This window comes from Streptomyces sp. PsTaAH-137, assembly GCF_003259365.1.
GTDB lineage: Bacteria > Actinomycetota > Actinomycetes > Streptomycetales > Streptomycetaceae > Streptomyces.
Genome location: NZ_QLLY01000007.1, coordinates 244261 through 257613 on the forward strand (window position 1 = coordinate 244261; position 13353 = coordinate 257613).

Sequence of the window (13353 nt, forward strand, 5' to 3'; positions counted from 1 at the left end):
AGCTCACTTGGTGAACGCGGCGGCCCGGCCCACCACGGTCGGGCCGCCGCGCGGCGCCGGTCCGGCCCCGAGGGGTGTGAACGCCGGACCGGCGCCGAGCTCGCGGCCGGCTGTGCACCACCCCGCCGTCCCTGGCGGTGAACCGCGCGCTCTCGCCGGGTCAACCGGTACGGCATCCAAGGGGTTCTTGGATGCACTCCTTACGACTGAACGCACGCTTCCCGTGTTGACGATCGGCGACGGCCGCTCGAACGCACGTGGGTCGCCTCACCCGGAGTTGTCAGCGGTCCGCGCCGAGGGCGGTGACCGCCGCCTTCGCCGCGTCGGCCAGGAGCTTGTCGTCGGCCTCGGTGTCCTTCGCGCCGTCGCGGTAGGTCAGGATCGCCATCACCAGCGGCTTGCGGCCGGGCGGCCAGACGACCGCGATGTCGTCGCGCGCCCCGTAGTAGAACCCGGTGCCGGTCTTGTCCCCGACGACCCAGCCCTTCGGCACCCCGGCCCGGATGGTCGTGTCGCCCGTGGTGTTGTTCCGCAACCAGGTCGTCAACTGGCGCCGCTCGGCCGTGGGCAGGGTGTCGCCGAGGACGAGGTCACGCAGGTCGCCCGCCATCTGACGGGGTGTCGAGGTGTCGCGCCGCTCCCCCGGGGTCCACTGGCTCAGGAACGGCTCGACGCGGTCGGTGCGGGTGACCCTGTCGTCGAGTTCCTCCTTGAGGAACGTGCCCAGCCGGCCGGGTCCGCCCATGTCCTTGAAGAGGACGTTGGCGGCGGTGTTGTCGCTGTAGCGGACGGCGGCGTCGCACAGCGCGCGCAGACTCATGCCGGTGTCCACGTGCTTCTCGCTGACGGGCGAGTTGGCGATGACGTCGGCGCGGTCGTAGTGCAGGACGCGGTCCATGCCGTCGCTGCCGTTCTTCTTCAGGACGGCGGCGGCGAGGAAGGACTTGACGGTCGAGTTGTAGGAGAAGCGCCGCTTGTCGTTCCAGGTGACTTCACGTCCGTTGCCGGTGTCGATCGCGTAGAGACCGAGGTGCGCCCGGTAGGTGCGCTCCAGTCGGGCGAAGGCGTCCTTCGCGGCGGCGTCCGCGGAACGGTCGGCGGCCGCCGTGGTGGCCGCTCCGGTGGTGGTGGCGCGGTCGTCCTGCCCGCAGCCCGTCGTGGACAGGACGGCCAGGACGGCACTCGCGGCCAGAACGGCGCGGCCGGCACCGGCGGATCGGCGACGGCTCGGTCGGTGGTGCTGCATCGGTCGAGTCCCTTCGACGGGTCCCCGGGCCACGGACCAGGGAGGATCCAGGGCGCAGGGGGGTAAGGACGACCGGTTTCCCTTACGGGTCGCGGCCGAGGCGTCGGTGACGCCCCGCCGCACACCCTTGCCGGTCGGGCGGCACGGGAGCCAATACATTCACCCCGGTTTCCATGCCGAATCCGCATAGAGTGGCCGGGTGGATCTGCTCGGAGCATGTCGCGCCTTCGTCAGCGTCAGTGACCACAACGGTTTCACCGACGGCGCGGCGGCCGCCGGTGTCTCCCAGCCGGTCGCCAGTCGCCGCGTCGCCGCGCTCGAAGAGCTGCTGGGGGCGCGGCTGTTCGAGCGGACGGTGCGACGGGCCGTCCTGACCGCCTTCGGCCGCGAGATGCTGCCGCACGCCAGACGGCTCGTCGAGGACGCGGACGGGCTGCTTCACGAGGCGGCGGCCGCACACCGCAGGCCCTGGCGGCTCGCCGTGCCGGACATCTGCACGACGAGCGGTCTCGCCCGGTTGATCGCCGCTGGCCGCGGGCTCGGGATCGCCCTGGAGACCCGTACCGAACCACCGGCCCGGCGCGCCGAACTCCTGCTCGCGGGACGGGTGCAGGCCGCGCTGCTCGCGGTGCCCGCGGCCGAGGCCGTGTGGCCGGTGGCGCTCGGCCTGGCCGCCGCCGAGGATCCCGGCGAGGGATACCTCCACGTGGAGACGCTGCGGCTGGGGCGCACCGGGCGCGGACCGGCCCGCCGGATCTGGCTGCAGCCCGAGGACGACGTGCCGCACGTGCGGGATCCGCTGGCCCGTCTGCGCGACGCGGTGGGGCTGCGGCCCGCGCAGCTGACGGAGGCGAGGGACCTGACCACGGCGGCGGCCGAGGTGCACGCGGCGCCCGATCTCCTGCTGTGCTCGGCCGCCCAGGCCCGCGCGCTCGGCCTGCACTGGCGGCCGATGGGCGAGTTCACGCCCGTACGCGGATACGTGCTGCGCACGGCGGCGCAGGACGCTCCCCCGGCGGCGCTCACCCGGCTCGGCGTCCGGATCGGCCGGTGCCTCGGCGCCGACGACGGCCCCGGCCAGGGATCTCCGGCCCAGAACGCCGGCGACACAGCGACCGAAGGAGTCGGCGCATGACCACCGAAGCTCTCCTGCGCGGGGTGCGCGAGGAGCTGACCGACGGCGGGCTCCGCGCGAGCCTTCTCGTCCGCGACCTCGGCACGGGCGAGGAGATCGGCATCGACCCGGACGTGCCGCTGCCGTCCGCCTCCCTGGTGAAGCTGCCGCTCGCGCTGGCCACGGCGGACCGGATCCGGCGCGGGGAGCTGGACGGCGCGCACCCGGTCGAGGTCGCGCCGGGGCGGATCACCACGGCCGGTCCGACCGGTCTGAGCCGCTTCCGCCACCCGGCCCGCGTCGCCCTCGACGATCTCCTCTACCTGAGTACGTGCCTGAGCGACGGCAGGGCCGCCGACGCCCTGTTCGATCTCACCCCGCCGGACGTGGTCACGGCGCAGCTGCGCGCCTGGGACCTGACCGGCATCACCGTGCGGCACCGCACCGAGGAGCTGACCGAGACGCCTCAGGAACATCTGGGACCGGGCCAGGCGCATCTCGCGCACGCGCTGGCGATCGGGGCGAGCACGGCGGGGCGCGGCCATCGCGTTCCCCAGCTGGACACCAGCCGGGCCAACACGGGCACCGCCCGCGCCTGGGCCGATCTGCTGCAGGCGCTGTGGCTGCCGTCGGCGGTGCCGGGCGCCACGGCCGCCCGGGTGCGGGAGCTGATGCGGCACAATCTGATCCGGCACCGTCTCGCACCTGACTTCAGCTCGGACGCGACCGTCTGGTCCTCCAAGACCGGCACGCTGCTCAATCTCCGGCACGAGGCGGGGGTCGTCGAGCACGCGGACGGTCAGCGCTTCGCCGTCGTGGTCCTCACCGAGTCCCTGGTTCCCGCCGGGGTCCAGCCCGGTGCGGAGGCGCTCATGGGGCAGGCCGCACGGGCCCTGCGCGACCACCTGCGACGCCGGGTCGGTAGCGCGTGAACGGCCTTCCGGAGGGGCCCGCGAGCACCCCCAAAGGGAGACCGATGGACCCCATAACCGATACTTATGAGGTCATAGAACGGACCCGCCTATCAACTAAGGCTTGCCTTACTTTAAGATTCTCTTCGAGCACCACCCGCCCCACTCGAAGGGAACCTCACCATGCCTCGCCCTCTGCGGGTCGCCATCGTCGGCGCCGGCCCTGCCGGTATCTACGCCGCTGACGCGCTGCTGAAGTCCGCGACGGCCGTCGAACCCGGGGTGTCCATCGACCTCTTCGAGCGCATGCCGGCCCCCTTCGGCCTGATCCGGTACGGCGTGGCTCCCGACCACCCCCGGATCAAGGGCATCGTCACCGCCCTGCACCAGGTCCTCGACAAGCCGCAGATCCGCCTCTTCGGCAATGTCGACTACCCGCGTGACATCGACCTCGACACGCTGCGCTCGTTCTACGACGCGGTGATCTTCTCCACCGGCGCGACCGCCGACCGGGAGCTCCGCATTCCGGGGGTCGAGCTGGACGGTTCCTACGGCGCGGCGGACTTCGTCTCCTGGTACGACGGGCACCCCGACGTGCCCAGGACCTGGCCGCTGGAGGCCGAGAAGGTCGCCGTGCTCGGCGTCGGCAACGTCGCGCTGGACGTCGCCCGCGTCCTGGCCAAGACCGCCGACGAGCTGCTGCCGACCGAGATCCCGGCGAACGTGTACGACGGGCTCAAGGCCAGCCGGGCCAAGGAGATCCACGTGTTCGGGCGGCGCGGTCCCGCGCAGGCGAAGTTCAGCCCCATGGAGCTGCGCGAGCTGGACCACTCCCCCAACATCGAGGTCATCGTCAATCCCGAGGACATCGACTACGACGAGGGGTCCATCGCCACCCGGCGCGGCAACAAGCAGGCCGACATGGTCGCCAAGACGCTGGAGAACTGGGCGATCCGCGACATCGGTGAGCGGCCGCACAAGCTGTTCCTGCACTTCTTCGAGTCGCCGAGCGAGATCCTCGGCGAGGACGGCCGGGTCGTCGGGCTGCGCACCGAGCGCACCGAGCTCGACGGCACGGGCAACGTCAAGGGCACCGGCACGCACACCGACTGGGACGTCACCGCCGTCTACCGCGCGGTCGGCTACCTCTCCGACGAGCTGCCCAAGCTGCCCTGGGACGTGGCCTCCGGCACCGTTCCCGACGCGGCCGGGCGGGTCATCGAGGACAGCGGGGACCACCTGGCGTCCACGTACGTCACTGGCTGGATCCGGCGTGGTCCGATCGGCCTGATCGGTCACACCAAGGGCGACGCCAACGAGACCGTAGGCAGCCTCCTGGAGGACTTCGCCGAGGGCCGGCTGCCCGCCCCGGCGTCCCCGGCCCCGGAGGCCGTCGACACGTATCTCGGCGACCGGGGTGTCCGGTACACCACGTGGGAGGGCTGGCACAAGCTCGACGCCGCCGAGCGCGCCCTCGGTGAGCCGCACGGCCGCGAGCGCGTGAAGCTGGTCGAGCGCCACGAGATGCTCGACGCCAGCGGCGCCTGACCGTTGCCCGCGAGGAGGGGCCGCGTCGACCACGACGCGGCCCCTCCTCGTTTCCCGGGATCTCAGAGCCCCAGCAGGTCCACCACCTCGGTGAGGGAGGTGACTTCGTGGGCGTGGTAGAAGGGCGCCGACGGTTCGGTCCCCCGGTTCAGGTACACCGTGTCCCGGACACCGAGATCGGTCGCCGACTGCAGGTCGTAGCGCGGGCTCGAGGAGATGTGCATCGTCTCCTCCGGGCGACAGCCCAGTTGTTCGTACGCGAACTCGAAGGCCTGGAGCCGGGGTTTGTAGGCGCCGGACATCTCCGCCGTGAACACGGCGTGGAACGCGGCGCCGAGCCGGGCCACGTTCTGTACGGCCTGGTCGGTGGCGGCGTTGGAGCCGTCCGGCCTGAACTCGATTCCGGCGCTCGCGCAGGCGCGCTCGAAGGCGCGGGAGATCACCTCGTCGTAGGGGCGCCAGTCGCCCATCGCCTCGTCGAGCTGGTAACAGGCGAACCGGTGGGCGAAGACGTCGAGTTGACCCGGTGCGGCGGTGCACATGGGGGCCAACCGGTCCGCCACAGGCGTTGATTCCCGCAACCGGCGTCCGTCGCGCACCGGTTGCCTGCGGCAGGCATATACAGAGGGTCTGTGCCTGATCGCCCTCAGCGCCTAAAGTGCTGTCCAGACCTCCGCTTCGGCGGGCGCTCGCGCATATGCCGTGCGGAGGTCGAGGCCCCCAGTCCCAGGGCCGCGCCCAGAACGGCCGGAGCGGCGTCCTACGCCGACACGCTGCCCGGCCCTCCGTCCTCGTGGGCCAGCCCGGGATGCCTCCCGCACCTCCCGGCCCCGTCGAGGGCGAGGTGCGCGCCGCGCCCGGGAGGGGAGCCCCGGCGCCGCGCACGGGCGGCCGCCGCCGGCGCGGGCCCCCGGGTCCCCGGCGGTGGCCGCCGTCGAACATGACGAACAGCAGTCCGAACCGACGTGCCCCACAGTGCTGTTCACGCCAAACGAACCGCAGTTTCCACGCATCCTCAGTTCCGCAACCTTGCGTTAACCCCACGATCGCCATTGCACAGCTAACCTGCTTCTTGACCATCAGTTGACCTTCTGTTGGCATTCTCTTGATCAATGAACATCGGGAGGGGAGTCACGTGTGGCGAGGTGAGGGGTAGCGCGGTGGACATACCGCCGTGCGCCGTCGCGCCACCGCAGTCGCGGCACGCCGTCACACGCCCATTCGCTCCCGCACACACGTCCGAGCAGACCGGGGCGACCGCGCCCCGCAAACCCCCGCCCCTCCCTACCGCGACAGAGCAGTCGCACCCGTCCTGCAAGCCCGACGCGCTCCCCACAGCGCGCCAGGAGGAATCAACGCATGCAGCCCCTCATCGACAACGCCCGCACGTTCGGAAGGCGCCCTGAGGAGTTCGCCCGGCTCGCCGACGGCCAGTCGCCGCAGGTTCTGTTCATCACCTGCTCCGACTCGCGCGTCGTACCGGCCCTGATCACGGGCGCCCGCCCCGGTGAGCTCTTCGAGCTGCGCACCGCGGGCAACATCGTGCCCGCCCATGCCACCGACCGCCCCTGTGGCGAGACCGCCACCATCGAGTACGCCGTGCAGGTGCTCGGGGTCCGCGACATCGTCGTCTGCGGGCACTCGCACTGCGGCGCCGTCGGCGCCCTGGTGCGCGGCGACGACCTCGACGCCGTACCCGCCGTGCGGGACTGGCTCGCGCACGCCGCGGACGCGCCGTCCGCCGCCGACCCGGTGGACCCGACCGTTGCGGAAGCCGTACAGCGCCACGTGCTCACCCAGTTGCTCCGGCTGCGCTCCTACCCGTGTGTCGAACAGCGGCTCGCGGAGGGGCAACTGCGGCTGCACGGCTGGTACTACGAAGTGCACACGGGAAGGGTGCACGAACACCGCGCCGCCACCGACTCGTTCGAGACTCTGTGAGTGCCGTGATGACCGCGAAGGCCAATTACCCTCACTTCAAGCAGGACTTCACCGCCTCACTCGTCGTCTTCCTCGTCGCGCTCCCCTTGTGCGTGGGTGTCGCGGTCGCCTCCGGAGTGCCCGCCGAACTCGGCCTGGTCACCGGCATCGTCGGAGGCATCGTCACCGGTCTGATGCGCGGCAGCAGCCTCCAGGTGTCCGGCCCGGCAGCCGGGCTGACCGTGCTCGTCTACGAGGCGGTGCGGGAGTTCGGTCTTCCCGGGCTCGGTGTCGTCGTGCTCGCCACCGGACTGCTGCAGATGGGCATGGGCGCGCTCAAGGTCGGGCGCTACTTCCGGGCCATCTCGGTCTCGGTGGTGGAGGGAATGCTGGCCGGCATCGGGCTCGTGCTCATCGCCGGCCAGCTGTACTCGATATTCGCGGCGGAGGCGCCCGAGTCGGGGATCGGCAAGGTCGCCGGACTGCCCGGCGCGTTCGTCGACGCCCTCGGCAGCACGACGTCGATCGCCTCCCTCGCCCTGGGCGCCGGCACCGTCGCCGTCCTGGTGCTGTGGAAGCGCCTCCCGGCGCGGGTGCGCGCGGTGCCCGGTCCGCTGGCGGCGGTGGGCCTCGCCGTCCTCGCCGTCCTCGTCCTGGACCTGCCGGTGGCCACGGTCGAGGTCAGCGGGCTCGTGGAGTCGGTGCAGCCGCCGTCCCTGGACACCTTCACCGATCTCGCCGGGCTCAGCCTGGCCGGGACGATCGTCGCGTTCACCCTGATCGCCTCCGCCGAGTCGCTGTTCAGCGCGGCGGCCGTGGACCGGATGCACGACGGCCCCCGGACCTCGTACGACAAGGAGTTGCTGGCACAGGGCGCGGGCAACACGGTGTGCGGGGTGCTCGGCGCGCTGCCGATGACCGCGGTGATCGTGCGCAGCGCCGCCAATGTGCAGGCCGGTGCCCGCACCAAGGCGTCGCGGGTCCTGCACGGCGTGTGGCTGCTGCTGTTCGCGGCACTGCTGCCGGCCGCGCTGGCCTACATCCCGGTCCCGGCGCTCGCGGGTGTGCTCGTGCATGCCGGGGCGAAGCTGATTCCCGTACGGACCGTGGTGGGTCTGTGGCGCGAGCAGCGCGGGGAGGTGCTGATCCTGGCGGTCACGGCGGTGTCGATCGTGTCGGTCAGCATGTTCGAGGGCGTCCTCGTGGGTGTGGCGCTGTCCGTCGTGAAGACGGCGTGGGACGCCTCCCAGGTCAAGCTGGAGGTGGTGGACAAGGGAGCGGGGCCGGTGCAGGCGCATCTGTCGGGCAACGCGACGTTCCTGCGGCTGCCGAAGATCCTCGACAGCCTGGAGGCGCTCCCCCACGACCGGCCCGTCGAGGTGGATCTGTCGGGGCTGCACCACCTCGACCACGCCTGCCGGACGGCGCTGGAGAGCTGGGCCCAGCGGCACAGCTCCGCCGAGACGGAACCGGTGAAGGTCACGTCGGGCTGAGTCACCCGATCCGGATCCGGGCCCGACCGCCGTGCGCCTCCACGGCGGTCGGGCCGCACCGCGTTCCGCCCGGTGCTCGCGTCAGTCGTCGAGGACGGCGGCGACGGCCTCGATCTCGACGAGCTGGTCGTGGTACCCGAGGACCGTGACCCCCATGAGGGTGCTCGGAACGTCGTGCGCGCCGAAGGCCTCCCTGACCACGGTCCAGGCCGCGACCAGATCCTCCTGCCGGGTCGAGGCCACCAGGACGCGGGTGCTGATGACGTCCTCCAGCGTGGCGCCGGCCGCGGCGAGGGCGGTTCTCATGTTGGCGACGCACTGCGCCGCCTGTCCGGCGTGGTCGCCGACGGCCACGGTCGCGCCGTCCGCGTCGAGGGGGCACGCCCCCGCGAGGAAGACGAGCCGCGCGTCGGCGGGCACGGTCGCCGCGTACGCGTACTCGGCGACGTCCGACAGGGCGGCGGAGCGGATCAGGGTGACGGAGCGGGGCACGGGCCTGGGGGTTCCTTTCCGGCGGCTGCTCCCCGGTACGGGAAGCCCGGTCATGCTGCCACAGGGCCCGCGCCTCCGCGCCCGGATTACTGGGCGGCCGGAGAGCAGCGGTCGGACAACTCGGCCTTGTCGCAGGGAACTTCAGGCGTTGACATCGAAGGGAACCCCGTCGGGCAGGGCGGCGGCCAGATGGCTCGGGAAGGCCGAGTCCTTCAGGCCGAAGGTGGCGCTGCCGAAGTCATGGGCGCTCAGAGCGTCGCGCAGACCGGACGGATAGCCGTTCCAGCCGACGAGGGTGGGGAACTGCCAGGTGCCGCGATGGTTCTCCGGGGGCTCGTCGCCGGCCGTCGCGGCGCGGAAGCAATGGGTGCGGATGCCGTCCTTGTGGTAGACGATCTTGGGGTGGGTGCCGTCCCAGCGGATCTGGTCGCGGGTGTGGACGACGAAGTCGCCGTGCGCGGAGGTGGCCACGTACTGGGCCGTGCCGTCCTTGACCCAGACGACGACGTGCTCCCAGTCGTGCCGGTGCCCGCCGAGGCCGCTGCCGGCCACCGCCTGGTCCTTCTCGAAGTAGAGGCCGTACATGACGGCGCACCAGCCGTTGTTGCACTTGGTGCGGGCGTAGCCGTTGGTGTTGCCGAGGTCCTCGGCGTCGCGGCACTGGCCGTTGAGGGCGCCGCTGGGGTTGAGTCCGCCGTTGAAGGTCCCGTCGGTGCCGATGGCGGGTGTCGGGTAGCAGCCGTCGGTGTCGTAGTCGTACGCGGGCTGGAACGTGGCCTCCGTGCCGTCCGCGTTGCCGGGCAGGGCGCCGGGCGGTGCGGCGAAAGCGCTGCCGGCGAGTGCCACGACCAGGGCGAGGGCGCCTCCGGTGACGAGGGACGCTCTGCGCAGGGTCCGGGTGGGCTTCACCATGCTCTCCTGTCACTGCGATGGGGGGATGACGCATGCAGTGAATGTCATGCCCCTGTCGAGTGCGGGAGACTCGGGCTCCGCGCCCGTAAGTTGGCCGTGGTGCGTACCGGTGCGTCAGCTCGCGAGGCCCTGCGGCTGGGCGTGGCCGGTGAGGGCGCGGACGAAGGCGTCCTCGGCCTCCGCGCTGAAGAACCCCCTGATGCCGCGCAGGAGTTGGAGCGCAGTGCGCACCCCGGCGGGCAGCGGGCCGTACAGGGCGGCCGCGAGCGCGGGGTGCTTGTCGGGCGCCGTGCGCGCCGCTTCGAGGTGGAAGTGGGCCTGGGCCAGATCGCCGCTGCCCGCGTGACGCACGGCGCAGCTCACGTCGTGGGAGGCGCTGCGCGAGACCTCCAGCAGCGACTGGATCCCGGTCAGGTTCCGGTCGTCGACGGGGGCCGGGAGCGTGGCCCATTCGCGTACCGCGGCGCTGAGATGGCCGTCGGCGCGGTCGAGGATCTTCGCTATGGCGGACAGCCGCCCCGCTTCGAGATGAGTCTGAGGTGTCATGCCGAATCCTTTCATCCCCCCGGTGCCAGAGCCGTGTCTCCAGCGGTATCACCCGGCTCGACCCCGGCGAAGCCCCGCGAAGGGGGCGCACCGCATGCGCAGAGAGAGAGCCTCCGGCGCATGGGGGGAGAATTGAGGCACGGAGCGGCGCACGTGCGCCGGTCGGTCTAGAAGGCTGCTTCGAGGATTTCCGTGACGGAATCGGCGGTCACCGGGCGGGGGTTGGGGTGGGGCGCGGCGGCGACGCGTGCGGCGATCGTGGGCAGTCCGTCGTGCGGGACGCCGAGGGCCGCGAGCGTGGTCGGGCCGTCGTAGGAGCGGGCGAGGCGGGCGACGGCCGCCACGGGGTCGGCGCCGCCGGTGGCGCGGGACAGCCGGGCGGCGGCGTCCGGGGCGGACGGCAGGTTGAAGGCCATCACGTGCGGAAGGAGCAGGGCGTGCAGGGGAGCGTGGGGCAGGTCGTAGGTGCCGCCGAGGGCGTGGGCGAGTTGGTGGTGCAGGCCCATGCGGGTTCCGGCGAGGCACAGCCCGGCGAGCCAGGCGCTGGACTGGAGTCGGCCGCGGTGTGCCGGGTGTGCGGGTTCGGCGAGCACGAGGGGCAGGGCGGTGAGGAGGCCGGCGGCGGCCTCGGTGGCGAGCGCGTCGCTGACGGGGGTGGCGTCCGGCGCCCACAGGGCTTCCACGGCGTGGGCGAGCGCGTTGAGGGCGCTGGTGAGGGTGAGGCCCGGCGGCAGGGTGAGGGTCAGTTCGGGGTCGTAGACGATCGTGCCGGGTGCGATGTCCGGCGCGCGGCGAGTGGTCTTCACGCCGTTCTCGGTCTCGCCGAGGACGGGGGTCGCCTCCGAACCGGCGTAGGTGGTGGGGACGGCGATCTGCGGGATGCCGGTGCGCACGGCGAGCGCCTTGGCCAGCCCGACGGCGGAGCCGCCGCCGATCGCCACGACGCCGTCGGCGGACACCTGGTCGACGAGGCGCAGCGCGTCGGCCGTGACCGCCACCGGGGTGTGCGCCGCGGGGCGGCCGAAGCGGGCGGCGAGCCGTGGGCCGAGGGCGTCCGCGAGTTCGTCGGCGGGTGTCGCGGCGGACGGGGTGGAGACGAGCAGGACGCGCCGGACGCCGAGGCGTTCGCACTCTCCGGGGACGGTGCGGCGGGCGCCGGGGCCGATGAGGACGCGGGCGGGCAGCGTCTCGTGGACGGTCACGGGCGGGGGCCCTGCGGGGTGGTCGGTCATGGCTCCGTTCTCCGGTGGGAGGTGTCGTCGGTGGGGGCTCGGTGACGCCTGCCGGCTTCGGGCGTGGGGTGGCCGGAAAGCGTGCGGCTGTCAGACGGTGCGTTGCACGGTGATCGGGAAGTCGACGTGCCGGAACGGGTTCGGCAGGCCGTGGGCGGCGGCCCGCTCGGGGTCGTCGACCTCGGCGAAGTCGCGGATCAGGCTCTCCTTGACGCCGAAGACCGCGTCGGAGTCCAGGTAGGGCGAGCCGGCGACGAACAGATGGGTGGTCAGGGTGCGGGTCGCGGGCGACGTCACCTCCACGTGGAGGTGGGCGGCCCGGAAGCCGTGCCGCCCGGTGGCGCGCAGGAGGTCGCCCACGGGGCCGTCGGTGGGGATCGGATAGTGGCGCGGCACGATGGTGCGGAACCCGAACCGGCCGTCGTCGTCGGCGGTGAACAGTCCGCGCAGATTGCGGTCCGGGACCGCGCCGGGGCGCTGGACGTCGTAGTAGCCGTCGGCGTCGGCCTGCCACACGTCGACGTGGGCGCCCGCGACAGGGGTGCCGTCGCCGTCGGTGACCCTGCCGGTGACCAGGCACGCCTCGCCGCCCGCGGCCGCGTCGTCGATGGTGTCGCCGAGGGCGCGCGGCGGTGAGTCGACCATGTGGAAGGGGCCCTCGACGGTCGATTCGGTGAACCGGCCGCCGGACGGGCGGGCCAGGGTCTCCACGAGCATGGAGAGCCCGAGCACGTCGGACAGCATGATGAACTCCTGCCGGGTGTCGTCGCAGGTGTGGCCCGTGTCGGTGAGGAAGCGGATCCCGGCGGCCCATTCGTCGACGGTGAGGTCCACGTCCTTGGCGAAGGCGTGCAGGTGGTGGACGAGTGAGCCGAGGATCTCGCGCAGCCGTGGGTCGGGGGTGCGGGCGAAGCTGGCGGCGACGATCTCGGCGGAGCGCTCCGCCGTGAACAGCGACGCGGGCGCCGGTGCGGCGGGCTCCGGGTCGTTCTGGACGTGGGTTCCGGCGTCGGTCTGGTCGGTGGTCATGGTGCTCCTGCCCGGCTCGATCGGGTGCGTGTCCTTGCCCATCACATCACCGCCGGAGCCAACTCCTCCGCACTCTCCCCCAGTTGGCCGAGGACCATTTTTCGACGCTCGGGTCAGGGCTTGAGCCAGACCCGGAGCGGTCCGACGGTAGTGAAGCCGTGGCGCAGGGCGGCCGTCAGGTCGTCGCCGTGTTCGTAGCCGACGACGGGCAGGCCCGGGCCGAGGTGACGGGCCGCGTCCAGGACGCCTGGCCAGACGGTGTCCGGTGCCGGGTCGCGGGAGAAGACGTTGGAGACACCGAGCGCGCCGGCGCCCCGGTTCAGCACGGCGCCCGAGGACACGCGCCCCCGCGCATCCCGCCCGGCGATCACGTGGACGTCGGGCAGGTCGAGGAGGCCGGCCCCGAAGAGGTCCGCGTCGCCGTCTCCGTCGTCCCAGGCGAGGGCCCAGGTACGCAGGGTTTTCGCGTCCCGCACCACGTCCCGGTCCGGGACGGGTCCCGGGTCAGACCCCGGGGCGGGCACGTCGGCCGGCCGGTGGATCCAGGTGGCCTCGAACAGCACGTGGAACCCGGCGCCGGTCAGGTCGAGATCGCCGAAACTGTCCTTCACGGTGGCGCCCGGCGCGGTCGTGTCGATCCGCCGCACGAGCGCGGCCGGGTCCGCGCCGGGCACCAGCGTCACCGCGTCCGGGTAGTACGGGGGCGTGCGCACCGGGGACGCCCAGGCGTCGTCGGTGAACGTGCCGGTGGCGCCGTACGTACGGCTCATGGCGGCGCACCACAGAGCGTTGTTGCGGGCACACGTGTGGACCGGTGACTGCTGCGGGACCGTCGTCATGAGGCGTGATCATGGTCGATTGGGGGTGTCGGCGCCACCGGATTCGGGCGGCGCCGACACCCCTGCCGGGC

The 13353-nt window shown here is 72.5% G+C and carries 13 protein-coding genes; 5 read left to right on the forward strand and 8 right to left on the reverse strand.

The window, feature by feature from the left end:
- Positions 1-280: 280 nt before the first annotated feature.
- Positions 281-1246 (reverse strand): class A beta-lactamase, encoded by a 966-nt coding sequence (gene bla / locus K377_RS18100; RefSeq protein WP_111664420.1) that lies wholly within the window; start codon positions 1244-1246, stop codon positions 281-283.
- Between the two features lie 199 nt (positions 1247-1445).
- On the opposite strand from bla, the gene K377_RS18105 reads away from it, so the two are divergent.
- The 3 genes from K377_RS18105 (at position 1446) to K377_RS18115 (ending at position 4819) form a co-directional block, all read left to right on the forward strand.
- On the forward strand, positions 1446-2381 hold the full coding sequence (locus K377_RS18105) for a LysR family transcriptional regulator (protein WP_111664421.1): 936 nt from the start codon (positions 1446-1448) through the stop codon (positions 2379-2381).
- Positions 2378-3292 carry a serine hydrolase gene (locus tag K377_RS18110; protein WP_111664422.1) on the forward strand — a complete coding sequence of 305 codons (915 nt, stop codon included), beginning with the start codon at positions 2378-2380 and terminating at the stop codon, positions 3290-3292. Before K377_RS18105 ends, K377_RS18110 begins: the two co-directional genes overlap by 4 nt.
- A gap of 162 nt (positions 3293-3454) precedes the next feature.
- The gene (locus tag K377_RS18115; RefSeq protein WP_111664423.1) at positions 3455-4819 is read left to right on the forward strand and encodes an FAD-dependent oxidoreductase; all 1365 of its coding nucleotides are present in this window, start codon (positions 3455-3457) and stop codon (positions 4817-4819) included.
- A 62-nt stretch (positions 4820-4881) separates the two neighbouring features.
- Here K377_RS18115 and K377_RS18120 read toward each other — a convergent pair whose 3' ends face one another.
- A complete protein-coding gene (locus tag K377_RS18120; protein ID WP_111664424.1) occupies positions 4882-5361 on the reverse strand; it encodes an HAD family hydrolase in 480 nt (159 codons plus the stop codon).
- 817 nt (positions 5362-6178) lie between these two features.
- On the opposite strand from K377_RS18120, the gene K377_RS18125 reads away from it, so the two are divergent.
- Both K377_RS18125 and K377_RS18130 read left to right on the forward strand, forming a co-directional pair.
- Complete coding sequence (locus K377_RS18125; protein ID WP_111664425.1) at positions 6179-6760, forward strand: carbonic anhydrase; 582 nt, start codon at positions 6179-6181, stop codon at positions 6758-6760.
- Between the two features lie 8 nt (positions 6761-6768).
- Entirely contained in the window at positions 6769-8232 is a 1464-nt protein-coding gene (locus K377_RS18130) for a SulP family inorganic anion transporter (protein WP_111664574.1), read from the forward strand.
- Positions 8233-8313: 81 nt separating this feature from the next.
- Here the strand turns inward: K377_RS18130 and K377_RS18135 are convergent, their stop codons facing one another.
- The 6 genes from K377_RS18135 to K377_RS18160 all read right to left on the reverse strand — a co-directional run bounded on the left by K377_RS18135 (position 8314) and on the right by K377_RS18160 (position 13282).
- Positions 8314-8724, reverse strand: coding sequence for a RidA family protein (locus K377_RS18135; protein WP_111664426.1), 411 nt, complete (start codon positions 8722-8724; stop codon positions 8314-8316).
- 141 nt (positions 8725-8865) lie between these two features.
- Complete coding sequence (locus tag K377_RS18140) at positions 8866-9636, reverse strand: NPP1 family protein (RefSeq protein ID WP_111664427.1); 771 nt, start codon at positions 9634-9636, stop codon at positions 8866-8868.
- A gap of 114 nt (positions 9637-9750) precedes the next feature.
- Positions 9751-10182: a hypothetical protein gene (locus tag K377_RS18145; RefSeq protein WP_111664428.1), complete on the reverse strand. Its 432-nt coding sequence runs from the start codon at positions 10180-10182 to the stop codon at positions 9751-9753.
- A gap of 167 nt (positions 10183-10349) precedes the next feature.
- Positions 10350-11414, reverse strand: a complete 1065-nt coding sequence (locus K377_RS18150; protein ID WP_111664429.1) for a maleylacetate reductase — start codon at positions 11412-11414, stop codon at positions 10350-10352.
- A 90-nt stretch (positions 11415-11504) separates the two neighbouring features.
- Complete coding sequence (locus K377_RS18155; protein WP_111664575.1) at positions 11505-12443, reverse strand: dioxygenase; 939 nt, start codon at positions 12441-12443, stop codon at positions 11505-11507.
- A gap of 113 nt (positions 12444-12556) precedes the next feature.
- Positions 12557-13282: a hypothetical protein gene (locus K377_RS18160; protein WP_111664430.1), complete on the reverse strand. Its 726-nt coding sequence runs from the start codon at positions 13280-13282 to the stop codon at positions 12557-12559.
- Between the last annotated feature and the right edge of the window lie 71 nt (positions 13283-13353).

Bases quoted from the DNA above. Each gene is read 5' to 3' on its own strand.
- K377_RS18110 (WP_111664422.1), top strand. From the start codon at position 2,378: ATGACCACCGAAGCTCTCCTGCGCGGGGTGCGCGAGGAGCTGACCGAC.
- K377_RS18150 (WP_111664429.1), bottom strand. From the start codon at position 11,414: ATGACCGACCACCCCGCAGGGCCCCCGCCCGTGACCGTCCACGAGACG.
- K377_RS18115 (WP_111664423.1), top strand. From the start codon at position 3,455: ATGCCTCGCCCTCTGCGGGTCGCCATCGTCGGCGCCGGCCCTGCCGGT.
- K377_RS18130 (WP_111664574.1), top strand. From the start codon at position 6,769: ATGACCGCGAAGGCCAATTACCCTCACTTCAAGCAGGACTTCACCGCC.
- K377_RS18160 (WP_111664430.1), bottom strand. From the start codon at position 13,282: ATGACGACGGTCCCGCAGCAGTCACCGGTCCACACGTGTGCCCGCAAC.
- K377_RS18140 (WP_111664427.1), bottom strand. From the start codon at position 9,636: ATGGTGAAGCCCACCCGGACCCTGCGCAGAGCGTCCCTCGTCACCGGA.
- K377_RS18145 (WP_111664428.1), bottom strand. From the start codon at position 10,182: ATGACACCTCAGACTCATCTCGAAGCGGGGCGGCTGTCCGCCATAGCG.
- bla (WP_111664420.1), bottom strand. From the start codon at position 1,246: ATGCAGCACCACCGACCGAGCCGTCGCCGATCCGCCGGTGCCGGCCGC.
- K377_RS18120 (WP_111664424.1), bottom strand. From the start codon at position 5,361: ATGTGCACCGCCGCACCGGGTCAACTCGACGTCTTCGCCCACCGGTTC.
- K377_RS18155 (WP_111664575.1), bottom strand. From the start codon at position 12,443: ATGACCACCGACCAGACCGACGCCGGAACCCACGTCCAGAACGACCCG.
- K377_RS18125 (WP_111664425.1), top strand. From the start codon at position 6,179: ATGCAGCCCCTCATCGACAACGCCCGCACGTTCGGAAGGCGCCCTGAG.